The organism is Streptomyces sp. 8N114 (assembly GCF_052245835.1).
Classification (GTDB): Bacteria; Actinomycetota; Actinomycetes; order Streptomycetales; family Streptomycetaceae; genus Streptomyces.
Window position 1 is genome coordinate 170,706 of sequence record NZ_JBQQBT010000008.1, and the last position, 17,492, is coordinate 188,197.

A 17,492-nucleotide genomic window follows, 5' to 3' on the forward strand; every position below is an offset into this window, starting at 1 on the left:
TAGAGGCGTGACCCCTACGCGTACAACAAGGTTGGAGAGAGGGCGTTCGGCGCTCGGGCCCGCACTGGAGCTGGTCCACACCGGGCAGGCGCCCACCCGCGCCGTGCTCACCGCCGAACTGGGCGTGACCCGCGCGACCGCCGGGGCCGTGGCCGCCGAGCTGGAATCCCTCGGGCTGATCACCGTCGATGCCCATCCCACCGCTCCCGTCGGCAGCCAAGGCCGCCCTTCCCACCGGCTCGCCGTCGACCCCGCGGGGCCCGTGGCGCTGGCCGCGCAGATCCACGCGGACGGCTACCGCGCGGCCTTGGTCGGCCTCGGCGGGCGCATCGTCGCCACCGCGCCCGGCTGCGGCACCGTGGACGCCGACCCGGCGCAGGTGATCAGCGAAGTCGTCGGGGTGGGCGCCGAGTTGCTGCGCAGCACGGGGCGGCGCTGCGTCGGCGCGGGGCTCGCCGTGCCCTCGGCCGTCGCGGAGCCGGAAGGCACCGCGCTCAACCCGCTGCACCTCACCTGGGAGGCGGGCGCTCCAGTGCGGGACACCTTCCGCACCTGCCTCGCCGAAGCCGACGTCACCGGCCAGACCGGTGATGCTCCGGTCACCGGGTTCGCCGCCAACGACCTCAACGTCGCGGCGCTGGCCGAGCACCGGCACGGTGCCGGACGCGGAGCCCGCCATCTGCTCGTCGTCGGCACCGGACACCACGGCGTCGGCGGCGCGCTCGTGCTCGACGGGCGGCTGCACACCGGGAGTTCGGGCCTCGCCCTGGAGGTCGGCCATCTGACCGTGGACCCCGAGGGCCGCCCCTGCCACTGCGGCAGCCGCGGCTGCCTCGACGTGGAGACCGACCCGGTGGCCCTCTTCGACGCCGCCGGGCGCGAGGCCGACTCCGGCACCTCGCTGCTGACCCAGGCCGCCGAACTCGTCCGTACGGAGTACGACACCGATCCCGGGGTCCGTGAGGCGGCCGGCCGGCTCATCGACCGGCTCGGGCTCGGCCTCGCCGGGCTCGTCAACATCCTCAACCCCGACCGCATCGTGCTCGCCGGACTGCACCGCGCCCTGGTGGAGGCCGACGGGGACCGGCTGCGCGGCGTCGTCGCGGACCGCAGCCTGTGGGGGCGCAGCGGCAGCGTGCCCGTACTGCCCAGCGAACTGGAGCACAACTCCCTGGTAGGCGCCGCCGAACTGGCCTGGCAGCCCGTGCTCGATGACCCGATCGGGGCGCTGAGAGGATAGGCCCATGCTTATCCGAGCGGGTACCGCCCGCGAACTCGGCAGGCTTCAGGAGATAGAACGGGCTGCGGGCCGGTGGTTCCGCGACCTCGGCATGGACGAGATTGCCGACGACGAGCCGCCCTCGACGGAATGCCTGCGCGAGTTCGCGGACGCGGGCGGGCTGTGGGTCGCCACGGATGCCACGGACGCTCCACCAGTCGCCTACGTGCTCACCGAACCGGTCGACGGCTGCCTGCACATCGAGCAGCTCTCCGTCCACCCGGACCGCGCCCGGCGCGGCATCGGGCGCGCACTCCTCGACCACCTGACGGTCCGCGCAGCCGCCGACCGGATGCCCGCGCTCACCCTCACCACCTTCACCGACGTCCCCTGGAACGCGCCCTATTACGCACGCCTCGGCTTTCGCACCCTCGCCGCACACGAACTCGGCCCAGGACTACGGGAGATCCGCGTCCGGGAGACCAAGGCAGGGCTGGACCGCTGGCCGAGGGTGTGCATGCGCCGGGAGGTGGACGGGAGACAGGCTGCCGCTCCTCGCCGGTAGCCCCCGAGGGGACCGGCCGGGCACCTGCGCCAAGGCCCTCGCTCGCTCACGACCCTGAGTGAGGCGCCCCGCGAGGAGCAGCCGGAAACCCTCTCCGTACTCCCCGGGAGGTATCCGTACTGCCGCTGGCCGTACGACGACCGGGCCCCCTCTCGGCGCGCACGCTCGGTAGCGACAAAGCACTGCTGACCGCTACCGAGGAGCTGAGGATCATGCAGACCCTGGCGCAATGGCACAACGGCTCAGGACCGGGCCCCTGGATCCTGTTCTTCCCCCTCGTCTGGGCCACCGTCATCGCGGGCGGGATCTTCCTGCTGCGCCGCACCGTGTGGCGCGGCGGTCGCGGCCCCCGCGGCCCCTGGCAGCCGCAGCCGCACATGGCGCAGGGCGGCACCGAGAGCCCGCTCGACATGCTCGACCGGCGCTTCGCGCAGGGCGAGATCGACGAGGACGAGTACTGGCGCCGCGTCTCCGTGCTGAACGAGAGCACCCGCGAGCGCGGCCACGGGTCCAAGGGTGGCAAGCGATGAGCGGCACCGCCGCGGCCCGTGTCACCGCTGCAGTGAAGGTATACGGCGGCGGTGACACGGAGGTCCGCGCACTCGACGGCGTGACGCTCGGCTTCGCAGCGGGCCGCTTCACCGCCATCATGGGCCCCTCCGGATCGGGCAAGTCCACCCTGATGCACTGCGCCGCCGGGCTGGACACGCTCACCTCGGGGGAGGCGTACATCGGTGGCACCGAACTGGGCTCCCTCGGCGACAAGAAGCTCACCCTGCTGCGCCGGGAGCGGGTCGGCTTCGTCTTCCAGGCGTTCAATCTGCTGCCGACCCTGAACGTCGCCGAGAACATCACACTCCCGCAGGATCTGGCCGGCTCGCGTCCGGACCCGGAGTGGACCGCAGCCCTCATCGACGTCGTCGGGCTCGGTGACCGGCTGCACCACCGGCCCGGTGAACTCTCCGGCGGTCAGCAGCAGCGCGTCGCCGTCGCCCGCGCGCTCGCCTCCCGTCCCGAGGTGGTCTTCGCCGACGAGCCCACCGGCAACCTCGACTCCCAATCGAGTGAGGAGGTGCTAGGGCTGCTGGGCCGCGCGGTGCACGAGATGAGCCGCACCGTCGTCATGGTCACCCACGACCCGGTGGCCGCCGCACACGCCGACGAGGTCGTCTTCCTCGCCGACGGCCGGCTCGCCGGGCGGATGCAACAGCCCACGGCGGAGCGGGTGCTGGACCAGCTCAAGTCGTACGACCGTACGGGGGCGGCCCGATGAGCACCGACAGCAGAGCCCGCGCAGGCGCCGACAACGGCGCCCGTACGCGCACCGACGGCAGTGCCCGTGCCGCGCTGCGGATCAGCTTCGCGTCGCTGCGGACCCACAAACGCCGCTTCGCCGGGACCTTCTCCGCCGTGCTGCTGGGCGTCGCCTTTCTCACCGGCACCCTCGTCATGGGCGACACGCTGCGGGCGAGCTTCGACACGCTGTTCGGCAACGCGACCAGCGGCACCGACGCGGTGGTGCGCAGCGACAGCGTCATCACCACTTCGGACAACGCGATGGGCACCCGCAGCCCGCTGCGCACCGGCGAGAGCCTGAAGGCAATACGTGGCACGGCTGGCGTCGCCGCCGCCGAACCCAGCATCGAGGGCGCCGGGCAACTCGTCGGCACCGACGGCAAACCCGTCGGCGGCCAGGGCCCGCCCACCACCGCGGGCAACTGGATCCACGACAAGGAGCTCAACCCCTATGAGCTCTCCCGGGGCCGTGCGCCCCGCTCCTCCGGCGAGGTCGTCGTCAACGAGGGCGCCGCCGAGTCCGGCAAGCTACGGATCGGCGACGTGACGACCCTGCGCACCCCCGACCCCGTCCGGGTGAGGATCGTCGGCCTGGCCACCTTCGGCGGCGAAAGCGGCATGGGGCAGTCCACCTTCGCCGGGCTGACCCGCGCGGACGCCGAGAAATACCTGATGCCCGAGCCCGGCATGGCCGCCTCCATCCGGGTACGGGCCGAGGACGGCACCAGCGAGCGGCAGCTCGCCGAGCGGCTGGAGTCCGCACTGCCCAAGGGCATCGAGGCCGTCACGGGAGAGGAGGCGGCCGAGGAGAACTCCGAGAACATCTCGGGCCAGTTCCTGACCCTTTTCACCAGCCTGCTGCTCGTCTTCTCCGGCATCGCACTGCTGGTCGCCGTCTTCTCCATCCACAACACCTTCGCGATCGTCGTCGCCCAGCGCACCCGGGAGAACGCCCTGTTGCGTGCCCTGGGCGCCTCCCGCCGCCAGGTGCTGGGCACCACGCTGAGCGAGGCCGCGGTCGTCGGTGCCGTCGCCTCGGCCGTGGGGCTCGCCGGGGGCATCGGCATAGCCGCCGGGCTCCAAGTGCTCTTCCCGGCGGTCGGGTTCCCCTTCCCCGAGGGCTCGTTGGTCATCAGCGCCCTGTCCCTGCTGTTGCCGCTCGGTGTCGGGGTCGCGGTGTGCCTCGCCTCCGCACTGCTGCCTGCCGTACGGGCGGGTCGCACCGCGCCGCTGGCAGCACTGCGGGAGACCGCAGCGGAAGACACCCGCGTCTCCCGCGCCCGCGCCGCCCTCGGAGTCGTGCTCGGCGCTGCCGGGATCGCTCTCGCCGCGCTTGGCGCCGCCTCCGGCAGCAGGTCGGTGACGATGACCGCGTCCGGCGCCGTCGCCGTCCTTGCCGCGTTCATCGTCCTCGGCCCACCGGCGGCAGCACTCGCCGTACGGGCATTGGGCGGGCCGGTGGCCAGGCTGCGCGGTACGACAGGGGCGCTTGCCCAGCGCAACGCACTGCGCAGCCCCAAGTGCACCGCCGCGACCGCCGGCGCGCTGATGATCGGCGTCGCCGTCGTCACCCTCTTCACCGTCTTCGCCGCCTCGCTGAAGGCGATGATGGACGAGACGGTCAGCCGGAACTTCGCCGGGGACGTCGCCGTCGGCACCCCCGGCTTCGGCGCCGGCGGCAGCGATCTGAGCCCCGAGCTGGCCCCCGCCCTGCAGCGGCTGCCCGAGGTGGACACCGCGCTCGGCCTGGGCCGTGGCATCGCCCGCGTCGACGGCGCGGGCCAGGAACTGACCGTGACCGATCCGGCCGCGCTGCCGCGTGTGATGAACCTGGGCGAGGTGGACGGCTCCCTCACGGATCTGGGCACCCGAGGCATCGCCGTCTCGCGGAGCGAGGCCGCCGACCACGGCTGGCGGCCCGGCTCCACGGCGAAGCTCACCTTCACCGACGGCACCGAGCAGCGCTTCACCGTCCGCGCCGTCTACGAGACCGGCGAGCTGACCGGCGACTACGTCATCACCCACCAGGCGTGGGCACCGCACCGCACCCAGGACGCCGACAGTCTGCTGGCCGTCGGCTTCAAGGACGGCGTCTCCCAGGAAGCGGGCCAGGCCGCCGTCGAGCGGGTCGCGGACCGCTACGGCAAACCGGATGTGCAGACCCGTGAGGAGTACGCGCAGTCCGCGGCCGGCGGCATCGACATGATGCTCACCCTCGTCTACGCGCTGCTGGGCCTCGCCGTGCTCATCGCCCTGCTGGGCATCGCCAACACCCTCACCCTCGCCGTGCACGAGCGCACGAGGGAGCTGGGGCTGCTGCGTTCGGTCGGCCAGACCCGCGGCCAACTGCGGGCCATGGTGCGGTGGGAGTCGGTGCTGGTGGCCGCCTTCGGCACGCTCGGCGGACTCGGCCTCGGCGGGTTCCTGGGCTGGGCGCTGGTGCGGGCCACCGACAGCCGGGGGCTGAGCGTCTTCAGCCTGCCGCCGCTGCAGTTGGCCGTGATCGCCCTGGTCGGCGTCGCGGCCGGCCTGCTGGCGGGCTGGCGTCCCGCGCGCAGGGCGGCACGGTTGGACGTGCTCCGCGCCATCGCCACCGAGTAGCCCGGGCGGGGCAGCCAGGCTGTCGCGGGGCCCTCAGCCCGCTGCTGCGGGTTCCACCTCGGCGGGGGGCGGCACGGGCGCCGGGGCGGGGGCCGAGCGGTCCGGCGGGGCGGCGTCGCGTGCGGCACCGCCCGTACGGCCCCGGGGCTGGGCTGCCGGATCGGGCGAGGGGGCGGGGAGGGAGAACCAGACGGTCTTCCCGGAGCCGTCGGACTGGGTCCGCATCCCCCAGCTCTCACTTATGGACGCCACCAGCGCCAGCCCCCGCCCGCTGGTGGACAGCGGCTCCCGCTCGGCCGAGCCGCGAACCCGGGGCAGCCGGGGGTCGTGGTCGCGTACCGAGACCGTGAGCCGGTTCCACACGAAGGAGAGCTCCACGGTGCAGTGCTTGTCGGCGAGGGAGGGGCCGTCGCCGGCGCTGCGCACCTCGGGATCCGCGTGCCGGTGGACGTTGGCCAGCAGCTCGGTCAGCCCGAGTGCGGTGGCGTCTATGAGGGCGTCCAGACGCCAGTACCGCAGCTGGGCGGAGACGATCCTGCGAACCTGGCCTATGCGCGAGGGCAACGCCTGGAACTCCACGGCACAGTGTCGCGCTGGGCTGATGTGCTTGCTCGTGCTGCTCGGTGGACTGATCACCACTGTGACTCCCTCACGAGGGGCCGCCCGGAGGGCGGGGACGGATCACATGTGACGTGCGCTACAGAGCCAGGATGAGAGCGGACGAGCGGAGGTGCAAACGCTCAGCGACGATTCGGTCACTCAGGGAGCTCGGCGTCTGCTCATCTACCGAGCACACCGCGCTCGGCGGCGGCCTTCGCCCGCGCCGTACGCACGGCCGACAGCAACCCCTCCCGATGCCTCAGCCCCAGCCGCAGCAGATAGCTTCTGCCGCGCAACGTCGCCAGTGCCTGATCGCGCAGTCCGTAGACGCTGATCCGCACCTGGTCGACCGGCGCGCTGTCGATCTCACTGCCGTAGCTGGTCATCAGCACCAGCTCGCCGTCCCGCACCAGCACATGGCCGGCCCGGGTGAGTGAGCGAAGCATCCTGCTTATCCCGACCCCAGTCGCGTCGAACTCCGGCTCCGCCACTACACACCGCCTCCCACCGGATCCTGCCGAGCAGGGGTACCCCCGAGCGGTGCCCGTACACCCCGGGGGAACTCCACCCCTCGCCGGGAGCATGCCCATGTCCGGGCGTGTCTACCTACCCCCTCTATGATCGGCCCGTGAGCGCCACGGAACCCGCCCCTCCTGTCCCGGATCTCCCCACCCAGGACGTGGACCGCAGCGACCCGGACCACCGCGGCTGGCTGAAGGAGGCGGTACGCAAGGTGCGGGCCGAGAGCGGCCGCAGCGCCGACACCCACCTGCTGGCCTTCCCGCTCCCCGAGGAGTGGGGCATCGACCTGTACCTCAAGGACGAGTCGACCCACCCCACCGGCAGCCTCAAACACCGCCTGGCGCGCTCGCTGTTCCTCTATGCGCTGTGCAACGGGTGGATCCGCCCAGGCCGCCCCGTCATCGAGGCGTCCAGCGGCTCCACGGCGCTGAGCGAGGCGTACTTCGCCAAGCTGATCGGGGTGCCGTTCATCGCGGTGATGCCGCGCACGACGAGCCGCGAGAAGACCCGCCTGATCGAGTTCCAGGGCGGTACCTGCCATCTGGTGGACGACCCACGGACCGTGTACGAGGTCTCCGCACGGCTCGCCGCCGAGAGCGGCGGACACTTCATGGACCAGTTCACCTACGCCGAACGGGCCACCGACTGGCGCGGCAACAACAACATCGCCGAGTCCGTCTACCAGCAGCTCTGCCGGGAGCGGTACCCGGAACCCGCCTGGATCGTCGCCACCGCGGGCACCGGCGGCACCTCGGCGACCTTCGCGCGCTACATCCGCTACATGCAGTACGACACCCGGGTCTGCGTCCCCGACCCGGAGAACTCCTGCTTCTTCGACGGCTGGACACGCGGCGACCCGGACGCCACCAGCGAGACCGGATCCCGCATCGAGGGCATCGGACGGCCCCGTATGGAACCCAGCTTCGTGCCGGGCGCCATCGACCGCATGATGAAGGTCCCGGACGCCGCGAGCGTGGCCGCCGTACGCACTCTCGACCGGGTACTGGGGCGCAAGGCGGGCGGCTCCACGGGCACCGGGCTGTGGAGCAGTCTGCGGATCGTCGCCGAGATGCTGGCCGCCGGAGAGCAGGGCAGCGTCGTCACCCTGCTCTGCGACCCGGGCGAGCGATACCTGGACAAGTACTACTCCGACGCCTGGCTCGCCGGACAGGGCCTGGACATCGGCCCGTACACACGCACGCTGGAGCGCTTCCTCGCCACCGGCGAATGGTCGTAGCCACCCCGCCCCGCAGGCCCCGCACGTCAGGGGCGCAGTCTGCGCTCCAGCTTCCGCATCGCGTCCCGGAACGAGGCGCCGACTCCCGGTCTGCCCAGCCGCAGCACGGCACGCAGTACCGGCGTGCCGTCCACAGCCATCGTCCAGCGCACCCGGGTCCCGCCGGCTGTGGAGTACGCCAGGTTCCAGTCCTCCAGCATGGCGCGTACGCCAGGCGCGTTGGTGCGGTCGATCCGGTAGGCGTACCGCTCAGCGGGGTGCGCCGCGAGGACCGTCTCGTGGAAGAAGCCCCCGCCCTTCAGCCTGACATCCCGGGCCTTGCCGTCACCGGTGGGCCGCACGTCGGTGACCGCCGTGAACCAGCACGGCCACGTCTCCAACTCGTCGGCCAGCGCCGTGTAGACCCGCTCGACCGGCACCCCCAGATTCGCTGTGAAGGCGAGGCGGAGTGGCGCTGTGTCAGCGAAGTCCAGTCCGACAGGACGCAGTTGACGTGCCGACAGTTGACGTGCCATACGAACGACCCCCTAGCTCCCGTCCGGCTCCTGCTCCCCGGCCACCACCAGTTCCGGCAGCCGGTCCCGGATCTCCTCCCGCGCCTCGGGCGGCATCCCGCTGTCCGTCACCAGCGCGTCCACCTGGTCCAGCGAGGCGAACGAACTCAGCCCCACCGTCCCCCACTTGGTGTGGTCCGCGACCACGATCACCCGGCGCGCCGAACCCACGAAGTGCCGGTTCGTCTCGGCCTCCGCCAGATTGGGCGTGGACAGCCCGGCCTCCACCGATATGCCGTGCACACCCAGGAACAGCGCGTCGAAGTGCAGCGACCGGATCGCCGCGTCCGCGACCGAACCCACCAGCGAGTCCGAGGGCGTACGCACCCCGCCCGTCAGCACCACCGTCGCCGCACCCGGACGGCTCCCCGTGGCCCCGGCGCCCGCACGCTGCGCGGAGTGGAAGACATCGGCGACCCGCACCGAGTTGGTGACCACCGTCAGGTTCGGCACGTCCAGCAGGTGCTGCGCCAGCGCGAACGTCGTCGTACCGCCCGACAGCGCGATCGCGGTGCCCGGCTGCGCCATGGTGGCCGCCGCACGCGCGATGTCCTCCTTCGCGCTCAGCTCCAGGGAGGACTTCGCCTCGAACCCGGGCTCGTGCGTGCTCGCCTCGGCGACGGGTACGGCACCGCCGTGCACCTTCTCCAAGGCACCTTGCCGTGCCAGTGCGTCCAGGTCGCGCCGCACCGTCATGTCCGAGACCGACAGTTTCCGGGTCAGCTCGTTGACCCGCGCCCCGCCCCTGCGCCGCACCTCCTCCAGGATCAGCGCGCGCCGCTGCTCGGCGAGGAGGTTCTGGTTGTCGCTCACTTCCGCTGTCTCCGTTCCTTTCGTGACCGACTTCTCGAGGGCTGTGGGGGAGGCCGCCGGTGGGGCCATCCTCGCACGCGCACAACGGGTGCGCCGCTGTCACGACCGAGCACTCCGCACCCCACCTTCACCCTTGAGGGACTGGCACAGCGGCGGGCCGGGCGGTGATGCTGTCTCTACGTAGCTGACACCTAGCTGACAGACCGTTCGGGGGACTCGGGGGAAGCACAGTGCCGTCAGACCACGCACCTAATGGCGCGCCCGGAAAAGGGCCGGGACTCGCGCTCGAACTGCTCGTACACGGAGTGGGGGGAACCACTCCCGCCGAGATGCTCGGCGACGCGCGTACCGTGCGCGTCACGGGGGACAGCACGGCGGCGGTCCACCGCCGCACCGACGACAAGGACGCCGAGCGGCACCCTGCGGACCATGCGGGCAGGCCGGTCCCGGAGGCGTACTGCTGGTCGAACCTCACCTCGGGCAACGGGGCCCGCGCCCTGTGGCTGATCCTGCTGCCGTTCATGGTGGCCAACCTCGCGCACTGGACCCGGCCCGCCTCCCACGGCCGCTGCCGCACCGTGCGGCTGCACGGCCTCCTGGTCCGGCTGATCGCGCTCTCCTTGACGGTGCTGCTGGTCGCCGCCGTCTGCGAGGTCGCACTGGACCTCATCGCCTGGCAGTGCGCCGGAGCCGCGCGCTGCGGACAAGACCGGTCCTGGCTCGCCTTCATGACAGCACCGCAGGACCCCGGCGACCCCGGCGGCTGGTGGAGCCAGCCTGGCCGCAGGCTGGCACTGGCCGCCGTGCTGCCCACTGCTGTGACGGCGCTGCTGTGGTGGCTCTCGCACCGCACCTGGAGCGCGTACGAGTCCCAGCCGCCGCTGGAGCGCGCCGTCCCGGAGGACGCCCCGGCAGCCGACGGGCGACCGCCGCTGTCGCTGCCCGGCTTCTGGTACGGCAAGCGCCTCGTCGCCCGGCTGCGGGCCGCGCACACCGCCGTCGGGTTCCTGACCGTCGCCGCCGCACTCACCGCCGCCTCCACCCGCCACGACCGCGCTCCCGGCGGCAACGCCGTGCTCAACGTCTGCGGCTGGCTCCTGGAGGGGCTGGTGCTCGCCGGTGCCGCCTGGGTGCTGTTCGTCGTCTGCCGCAGGGGTCGCAAGGAGAGCGAGCCGGACCAGGATGCCGACACCCTCGCCGTACGCGCGCTGCCCGGCGCCTCCCTCGCCCTGTTGCTGCTCGCTGTCGTGCACAGCGGCTGGAGCCGTCCCGGCTGGACCTCCAGCGGGACGCTCCCGGGCGACGAGACGTTCAGCGTCATCGCGGTGCTCCAGGGCACGCTCGTGGTCGTGCTCGGCGTTCTCGGACTGCGGCTGCACCGCATCACGCGGCTGTCCCGTACCGCGCTGGGCGGGCTGGCCTCCGCCGCCGTCGGCATGCTCGCCTGCGCACTGGGCGGCCTGCTCTCCGGCGGCGTCTCGCAGCGGGTCGGCGACTGGCTGGACGGGCCCGGCACACCGGGTCAGGGCGGCGGCGACATCGACGGTCCGCCCACCGTGCTCACCTGGCAGGCGTCCATCATCCCCGTACTGCTCGCCCTGGTGCTGCTCCTGGCCTGCTGGTTCGCCTTCCGCGTATGGCGTGACGCACGGCGGCTCACCGGCGACGTGGCGGCCGGCTATCCCGGCGTCGTGCCCGACGAGTCCCGGTCCCGCCGGATCGCGTCGGCGATCGCCCGGGCCGGACTCACCGACCGGGCACCCTGGCTGGTCGCGACCGTCGCCGCCGCCACGCTCGTCCTGGGCGGCGGGGCCGTGGTCGGCACCATGGGAACCGGAAAGGTGCCCGGGGAGGCGACCGACGGCGCCCCCGACATCGTCGCCGGGTTCGCCGACACCGTGCAGGCGCTCGGCTCCTGGCTGGTCGGCTTCGCCTTCGTGCTGCTGCTCGCCTGGAGCCGCCGCGCCTACAAGGACGCCTCGGCCCGCCGCACCATTGGCATCCTGTGGGACGTGGGCACCTTCTGGCCGCGCAGCGCCCACCCGTTCGCGCCGCCCTGCTACGCCGAGCGCGCCGTGCCCGACCTGGCCTGGCGGATGGCGATGTGGACCCGCGGGCAACCGGAGCGGCAACTGGTGATCTCCGGCCACTCGCAGGGCAGCGTCCTGGCCGCCGCAGCCGTCTGGCAGCTGGACCCCGACACCCGCCGCCAGATCGCGCTGCTCACCTACGGCTCACCGCTGGAGCGGCTCTACGGGCGCTGGTTCCCCGCCTACTTCGGGCCGCACCGGCTCGCGGCGCTCCACGACGGCCTGGGGTGCTGGCGCAACCTGTGGCGGCTGACCGACCCGATCGGCGGCCCCGTCCGGCCCGAGACCGCCGACGCCCCCGAGCCCGGCCCGCCCGAGGAGTGCCGTGGCGTGGACCGCGGCCCGCTCCACGACCCCCTCGTCTACGGCCGCACCTGCGAACTGCCCCTTCCGGAGCCGATCCTGGCGCACGGCGACTACCAGGCCGACCCGGCCTTCGCCGAGGAACGCGCCGGACTGCTTGCCCGCCTCAAGGCCCGCTCCCGGCGGCTCCACAAGCATCCGGGGGGTGTGCCGCGGCAGCCCGAGCCCCGGCCGAACCGGTCGGAGAACGGATCGTGGGTCCGGGCCGGTCAGTCGGAGCCCGGCAGGTCCGACGGATAGAGCAGGGTGAGGTCCTCGGTGCTCGGGTCGGGCAGCTGCGCGACCCGGCCCGCGTGCCGCTCGACCATCGCCTCGAACGTCTGCCGTGCCGTACGGCCGTTACCGAACGAGGGGCCCTTCGGCAGCCGCGTGAAGTAGCCGAGCAGCGCCTGCCGCGCGCCTTCGCCCAGGTGGTACTCATGCTCGTCGGCCTGCTGCTCCACGATGCGCAGCAGTTCCTCCGGCGCGTAGTCGCCGAAGGTGATGGTGCGGGAGAAGCGGGAGGCCACGCCCGGGTTGGCGGCCAGGAAGTGCTCCATCTCGGTCGTGTAGCCCGCCACGATGACCACCACGTCGTCGCGGTGGTCCTCCATCAGCTTCACCAGCGTGTCGATGGCCTCCCGGCCGAAGTCGCGGCCCGAGTCCTGCGGGGCGAGCGCGTACGCCTCGTCGATGAACAGCACACCGCCCTTGGCCCGCTCGAACGCCTCCTGGGTGCGGATCGCCGTCGAACCGATGTGCTCGCCCACCAGGTCGACGCGGGAGACCTCCACCAGGTGGCCGCGCCGCAGCACACCGAGGGCGTGCAGGATCTCGCCGTAGAGGCGGGCCACGGTGGTCTTGCCGGTGCCCGGCGAGCCGGTGAAGACCAGGTGCCGCCGCGCGGACGCCGCCTTGAGCCCCGCGCGCTGCCGCCTGCGGCCGACCTCGATCATGTCGGTGAGCGCCCGGACCTCGCGCTTGACGCCCTCCAGCCCGACCAGCGCGTCGAGTTCGCCCAGCACCTCCTTGGCCGGGCGCGGTGCGTCCTCGCCGGTCTCCGCGCCGGACGTGCCGTCGCCCGGCGCGGTGGTGCCGCCCGTCGGTGCGGCGAGTGCAGGCGCGGCCGATGAGCTGCCCGAACGTTGCCGGGGGAGTGCGGCCTGCGCGGTCAGCAGCCCGGTCGAGCCGTCTCCGGACCCGTCGGCTGCGGACCCGGGCGAGGGGGTGGCGGCACTGGCGGCGGCGGACAGCGCGGTCACAGCCGTCGCGCTCTCGTCGCTGGTGCAGTCCTCGACTGTCGGACCCTCTTCGGCGAACTCGTAGCCGCCGCGGGTGCACCGCTCGGTACGGCAGCGGCGCAGCGTGGTGCGGCAGCCGTCGATTACGTGGAACCCGTAGCCGCGCGAGCCGGTCACCCGGCAGTTGTGGAACGTCCCGCGCCCCTCGGCGGACACATAGAACCCCGCCTCGCCGGCGCCGCTCACCGTGCAGCGCTCGATGGTGGGGTCCGCGCCCTTGGTGACGATGACACCGGTCGACGCCTGGTCGATGGTGCAGCCGTTGAGCACCCCGCCGCTGCCGTGGTCGCGGAACCAGGCACCGGTGGCCGCCTTGCTGATCCGGCAGTCGTCCAGCTGAACGACGGCACCGTCGCTCACCGAGACGGCGGTACCGCGCACCTGGGAGAGATCGCTGTCGAGCACGTCGGCGCGGGAGCCCCGGTCGAGGACGAACAGCGCGTCCGGCACCGAGTGCACCCGGCAGCTGTCCAGCACGGCGGTGGCACCGTCGCTGACCCACACCGCCGGATAGTCGCCCGTACTCTCGTGTATCTCGCAGCCGTTGGCGTCCGCACGGGTGCCCGGGTCCCATACCGACAGGCCGTTGCGGCCGAAGCGGCGCACTTTGGAGCGGGTCAGCGTCAGCACGGAGCGGGATCGCAGATCGACCGCGTTCTCCGGGATGTCGTGGATGTCGCAGTCGGCGAGGGTGAGCACGGCGTCGGCCTCCAGGGTGACGCCGTCGGCCGAGGTGCGGTGCACCCGGCAGTCGGTGAAGTGACCGCTGGCGCGCGCCGCGACGCGCAGCCCGCTGCCTTTGATCTCGTACACCTCGCAGTCGAGCGCCTCCAGCGTGCTGCCCTCGCCCTGCAGCGCGATACCTGCCCCCGAGGCGAGGTGCACCCGGCAGTGCGCGAGGCGCGGACGTGCGCCGTCCCGCACCAGGACGCCGGACTGACCGGCGGCCACCACCTCGCACTCCTCGTAGACCCCACTCGCCCCGCCGGTGATGCTCAGGCCGATCCCGGCCGGATTGTCCACGGTGCAGCGCCGCACCGTGGGCCGGGCGCCGCCGCGTACCTCGATCCCCGAAGCCGAGCGGGTCATCACGCGCAGCCCGGCCAGCTCCGGGGCCGCGTCCTCCACCAGTACAGCGGGTACGGCCGAGTCCTGGCCCTCGACCTGGAGGTCCTGGACGAGCGCGGCGGCCCGTACGGTCAGCGCCACCCCGTCAGCGGGCGCGATACGCACAGGCCCGGAGCCGCCCCGCTCCGGGCCGCGCACGGTCACCATGCGTTCGATGACGAGGTTCTCCCGGTAGGTGCCCGGAGCCACGGTGAGTACGTCACCGTCGCCCGCCGCCTCCAGCGCGGCGGACAACGACGCGTATTCGCCCGTGCGTCGCCGCCACCGCGACGTGCCGCTGTGCGTCACCTGGACCGAGCCCTGTGCCATGGAGTGCTGTGCCCCAACCTCGTGCGTGCCAAGATGCGTTACGCCTGTCGCACGGAACGCCGGGTGCGTCGTTCGTGCTGGCCGCACCACCGTAGCGTGCGCTGGTGGTCGGCGTTGACGGGTCCAACCGAGTGACCGGCACGGACACCGCTCCGGCACCCTTCGGAACCCCGTTCGGAACCCCCTCGGAGTCGCTTCGGAATCCTTTCGGGAGACCGATTCGGAACCCGCGGAACCGCGAGCGCCCGTCAGCTGCTGGTGCCGGTGCGGCCCCAGTCGGGACCGATACGCCCCCACTCCTCGTCCCAACGCGCATACCGGCGCCGCAGCAGCAGCCGTACGGCGGTCCGGCGCCCGGCCTCCAGCACCCCGGCGGTGCAGGCGGCGCCGGCCAGCCCTGCCAGCAGCGAGTACGAGCCGGCGCTGCGCACACTCATCGGACGGGACGTCAGACGGCCGTGCGTATCGGCCCACACAGGGAAGCGGCTGCCGGCCTCCACGGGATGACGCAGCACGAGGACGCCTGTGTGCCGGCTGCCGTCGGGCCCGGTCCAGTGCGCCGTGACCCGGTTGCGGTTCGGGGCACCGGCGGCGGCCTCCCTCTCGGAGTCCAGCGGCGGGAGAACAGTCACGTGCTCGACCGTCGCCCAGATCCGCTGTCTTTGGTCCCGCTGCTCCTGGGCCGTGTGAAGCAGCGCCTCATGGGCGGCTTCCGCCGCGCCCCAGCCCGCCAGCGGTGTGCCCAGGACAACCAGCAGCGCAGCGCACAGGGTCAGCCATGCCTCACGGCGGTCGGTTCGGCGGCACAGCGGATTTCCGCGCCAGCGCCACAGGCCGACAACAGTGCGCACCGCTGCTCACCCCCTTCTCGCCGTCCCTTACGTACCTCATCGGGCTCGGTGCATGCACGAGAAGGGCCGAAGAGCCTAAAAGTCACCGATTTGTGATCGGTGTGCCGGACATCGGGGCCTGGTCCGGATGGCCCGGCCTGCACCTGGTCGAGGCGCGGGGCATGGTGGTTCGGGCGCACTCTTTCGTGGTCCGTGGGCTCGTCCGTGGGTCCCTTTCCACTCCGCAGGCTCGCTTCGTTCCCCCTCGTGATCCGCCGAGTTTACCGAGTGGACTTCCGGTGTCGGACAGCGGGCGCAGACCTGGCGCCTGTGCGCCCCCCGGCGCGCCCACGCATGGTGGTGGTGGGTTCCGTAGGGGGCGGTGGCGCGCACCGCACTGGAAACGTCGCACATGGTGAGGACGGCCGGAATTTCGTCACCGTCGGTGAATCGAACGGGAGTCGGCGGGGCCTTTACCCCGGAAATCGCGCGGGCATTCGGAGAGCGGCGTCATCTTTTGAGCGATTGCCGCGGGTCATGGACCTCACCTAGCTTCGAGCCGCGGCATGTGAATTGACAGATGATCACGAGGATTGGCGGTGTCGGATGACGACTGCGGCGGAGCGGAATTCCGGTAACGAGAGCGCGGAGCAGGCGTCCGAACAGACGCAGCAGAGCCTCGCCACAGCGGCGGCACGGAATCTCGCGACCACCACGAAGACGCCCCCGCAGATGCAGGGGATCACCTCGCGGTGGCTGCTGCGGGTCCTGCCGTGGGTGCAGGTGACCGGTGGCACCTTCCGGGTGAACCGGCGGCTGAGCCACACCCTCGGTGACGGCCGCGTCGAGTTCGTCTCCACCGGTTCCGAGGTCCGGGTCATCCCGCTGGAGCTCTCGGAGCTGCCGACGCTGCGTGGTTACGAGGACCGCGAGGTCCTGGAGGCTCTCGCCGCCCGGTGCGAGCAGCGCGACTTCCGCCCCGGTGAAGTGATCGTCGAGGAGGGGCAGCCTGCGGACCGGCTGGTGCTGATCGCGCACGGCAAGCTGCGCCAGTCCATCCGCGGCAGGTACGACGAGGACATCACCCAGGGCGTGCTAGCGGACGGCGACTTCGTCGGCGACGACCGGCTGACCGGGCAGTCCGGCACCTGGGACCACACCCTCACCTCGCTCACCAGCGGCACTGTCCTCACCCTGGAGCGGCGCGCCTTCGATGCCGTCCTGGCCGACTCCGACTCCCTCCGCGCCCACCTGGCGAGCATTCGTTCCCTGATCCCGTCCCAGCGCACGGAGAACGGCGAGTCCGCGATCGAGCTGGCCTCGGGGCATGTGGGCGAGCCGGCACTGCCCGGCACGTTCGTCGACTACGAGCTCAGCCCGCGCGAGTACGAACTGGAAGTCGCCCAGACCGTGCTGCGCGTCCACACCAGGGTCGCCGACCTGTACAACCACCCGATGAACCAGCTCGAGGAGCAACTGCGGCTCACCATCGAGGCGCTGCGCGAGCGCCAGGAGAACGAGCTCGTCAACAACCGACAGATCGGACTGCTGCACAACGCCGATATGAAGCAGCGCATCCACACCCGTTCCGGCCCGCCCACCCCGGACGACCTGGACGAGCTGCTGGCCACCGTATGGAAGGACCCCAGCGTCATCCTGGCCCACCCCAAGGCGATCGCCGCGATCGGCCGTGAGTTCAGCAGGCGCGGCCTCTACCCCCAGTCCGTCGACTACGAGGGCCACTCCGTGCCCGCCTGGCGCGGCGTCCCCGTCCTGCCCTGCAACAAGATCCCGGTCAGCCCGCAGGGCAGCACCTCCGTCCTGGCGATGCGTACCGGAGAAAAGGCGCAGGGGGTCGTCGGACTGCACCAGACGGGAATTCCCGACGAGTACAGCCCGAGCCTTTCGGTTCGCTTCATGGGCATCAACGAAAAGGCAGTTATGTCCTACCTGGTGAGTGCTTACTACTCCGCTGCCGTACTCGTGCCCGACGCACTCGGAATTCTCGAGGACGTCGAGATCGGGCACTGACGCAGAGCCGTCGAACACCACGAAACAGGCAGTCGGAACCACCAGGAACTGGCG

14 protein-coding genes are annotated in these 17,492 nt (G+C 72.1%); 8 read left to right on the plus strand and 6 right to left on the minus strand.

All coding sequences use genetic code 11. From position 1 onward, the window contains the following. Positions 1–7: 7 nt before the first annotated feature. The 5 genes from ACTWQF_RS19390 (at position 8) to ACTWQF_RS19410 (ending at position 5,681) form a co-directional block, all read left to right on the plus strand. Positions 8–1,240 carry an ROK family protein gene (locus ACTWQF_RS19390; protein WP_443280810.1) on the plus strand — a complete coding sequence of 411 codons (1,233 nt, stop codon included), beginning with the start codon at positions 8–10 and terminating at the stop codon, positions 1,238–1,240. A gap of 4 nt (positions 1,241–1,244) precedes the next feature. Beyond that, entirely contained in the window at positions 1,245–1,784 is a 540-nt protein-coding gene (locus ACTWQF_RS19395; RefSeq protein WP_443280812.1) for a GNAT family N-acetyltransferase, read from the plus strand. Between the two features lie 212 nt (positions 1,785–1,996). Beyond that, positions 1,997–2,314: an SHOCT domain-containing protein gene (locus ACTWQF_RS19400; protein ID WP_443280814.1), complete on the plus strand. Its 318-nt coding sequence runs from the start codon at positions 1,997–1,999 to the stop codon at positions 2,312–2,314. After that, the gene (locus tag ACTWQF_RS19405) at positions 2,311–3,057 is read left to right on the plus strand and encodes an ABC transporter ATP-binding protein (RefSeq protein WP_443280815.1); all 747 of its coding nucleotides are present in this window, start codon (positions 2,311–2,313) and stop codon (positions 3,055–3,057) included. The genes ACTWQF_RS19400 and ACTWQF_RS19405 overlap by 4 nt, the downstream gene beginning before the upstream one ends. After that, the gene (locus ACTWQF_RS19410) at positions 3,054–5,681 is read left to right on the plus strand and encodes an ABC transporter permease (RefSeq protein ID WP_443280816.1); all 2,628 of its coding nucleotides are present in this window, start codon (positions 3,054–3,056) and stop codon (positions 5,679–5,681) included. The genes ACTWQF_RS19405 and ACTWQF_RS19410 overlap by 4 nt, the downstream gene beginning before the upstream one ends. Positions 5,682–5,714: 33 nt before the next feature. Here the strand turns inward: ACTWQF_RS19410 and ACTWQF_RS19415 are convergent, their stop codons facing one another. After that, positions 5,715–6,317 carry an ATP-binding protein gene (locus tag ACTWQF_RS19415; RefSeq protein ID WP_443280818.1) on the minus strand — a complete coding sequence of 201 codons (603 nt, stop codon included), beginning with the start codon at positions 6,315–6,317 and terminating at the stop codon, positions 5,715–5,717. 143 nt (positions 6,318–6,460) lie between these two features. Continuing rightward, positions 6,461–6,772 (minus strand): hypothetical protein, encoded by a 312-nt coding sequence (locus ACTWQF_RS19420; protein WP_443280819.1) that lies wholly within the window; start codon positions 6,770–6,772, stop codon positions 6,461–6,463. A 137-nt stretch (positions 6,773–6,909) separates the two neighbouring features. Here ACTWQF_RS19420 and ACTWQF_RS19425 point away from each other — a divergent pair, with 137 nt between their 5' ends. After that, the gene (locus tag ACTWQF_RS19425) at positions 6,910–8,040 is read left to right on the plus strand and encodes a PLP-dependent cysteine synthase family protein (protein ID WP_443280820.1); all 1,131 of its coding nucleotides are present in this window, start codon (positions 6,910–6,912) and stop codon (positions 8,038–8,040) included. 26 nt (positions 8,041–8,066) lie between these two features. Here the strand turns inward: ACTWQF_RS19425 and ACTWQF_RS19430 are convergent, their stop codons facing one another. Then, on the minus strand, positions 8,067–8,555 hold the full coding sequence (locus ACTWQF_RS19430) for an SRPBCC family protein (RefSeq protein ID WP_443280821.1): 489 nt from the start codon (positions 8,553–8,555) through the stop codon (positions 8,067–8,069). A gap of 12 nt (positions 8,556–8,567) precedes the next feature. Continuing rightward, complete coding sequence (locus ACTWQF_RS19435; RefSeq protein ID WP_443280822.1) at positions 8,568–9,407, minus strand: DeoR/GlpR family DNA-binding transcription regulator; 840 nt, start codon at positions 9,405–9,407, stop codon at positions 8,568–8,570. Positions 9,408–9,637: 230 nt separating this feature from the next. Between ACTWQF_RS19435 and ACTWQF_RS19440 the strand changes: the two genes are divergently transcribed. After that, the gene (locus ACTWQF_RS19440; RefSeq protein WP_443280823.1) at positions 9,638–12,100 is read left to right on the plus strand and encodes a hypothetical protein; all 2,463 of its coding nucleotides are present in this window, start codon (positions 9,638–9,640) and stop codon (positions 12,098–12,100) included. Here ACTWQF_RS19440 and ACTWQF_RS19445 read toward each other — a convergent pair. Both ACTWQF_RS19445 and ACTWQF_RS19450 read right to left on the minus strand, forming a co-directional pair. Then, positions 12,070–14,577, minus strand: coding sequence for a right-handed parallel beta-helix repeat-containing protein (locus tag ACTWQF_RS19445; protein WP_443280824.1), 2,508 nt, complete (start codon positions 14,575–14,577; stop codon positions 12,070–12,072). The two genes, ACTWQF_RS19440 and ACTWQF_RS19445, sit on opposite strands and share 31 nt — an antisense overlap. A gap of 248 nt (positions 14,578–14,825) precedes the next feature. Continuing rightward, positions 14,826–15,428, minus strand: coding sequence for an Rv1733c family protein (locus ACTWQF_RS19450; protein ID WP_443280825.1), 603 nt, complete (start codon positions 15,426–15,428; stop codon positions 14,826–14,828). A 585-nt stretch (positions 15,429–16,013) separates the two neighbouring features. On the opposite strand from ACTWQF_RS19450, the gene ACTWQF_RS19455 reads away from it, so the two are divergent. Next, positions 16,014–17,438 carry a family 2B encapsulin nanocompartment shell protein gene (locus tag ACTWQF_RS19455; RefSeq protein ID WP_443280827.1) on the plus strand — a complete coding sequence of 475 codons (1,425 nt, stop codon included), beginning with the start codon at positions 16,014–16,016 and terminating at the stop codon, positions 17,436–17,438. Positions 17,439–17,492: the final 54 nt, after the last annotated feature.

What these genes read in the sequence shown, in the direction of transcription:
- ACTWQF_RS19395 (WP_443280812.1), top strand. Translation starts at nt 1,245, where the DNA reads ATGCTTATCCGAGCGGGTACCGCCCGCGAACTCGGCAGGCTTCAGGAG.
- ACTWQF_RS19400 (WP_443280814.1), top strand. Translation starts at nt 1,997, where the DNA reads ATGCAGACCCTGGCGCAATGGCACAACGGCTCAGGACCGGGCCCCTGG.
- ACTWQF_RS19405 (WP_443280815.1), top strand. Translation starts at nt 2,311, where the DNA reads ATGAGCGGCACCGCCGCGGCCCGTGTCACCGCTGCAGTGAAGGTATAC.
- ACTWQF_RS19410 (WP_443280816.1), top strand. Translation starts at nt 3,054, where the DNA reads ATGAGCACCGACAGCAGAGCCCGCGCAGGCGCCGACAACGGCGCCCGT.
- ACTWQF_RS19430 (WP_443280821.1), bottom strand. Translation starts at nt 8,555, where the DNA reads ATGGCACGTCAACTGTCGGCACGTCAACTGCGTCCTGTCGGACTGGAC.
- ACTWQF_RS19445 (WP_443280824.1), bottom strand. Translation starts at nt 14,577, where the DNA reads ATGGCACAGGGCTCGGTCCAGGTGACGCACAGCGGCACGTCGCGGTGG.
- ACTWQF_RS19455 (WP_443280827.1), top strand. Translation starts at nt 16,014, where the DNA reads ATGACGACTGCGGCGGAGCGGAATTCCGGTAACGAGAGCGCGGAGCAG.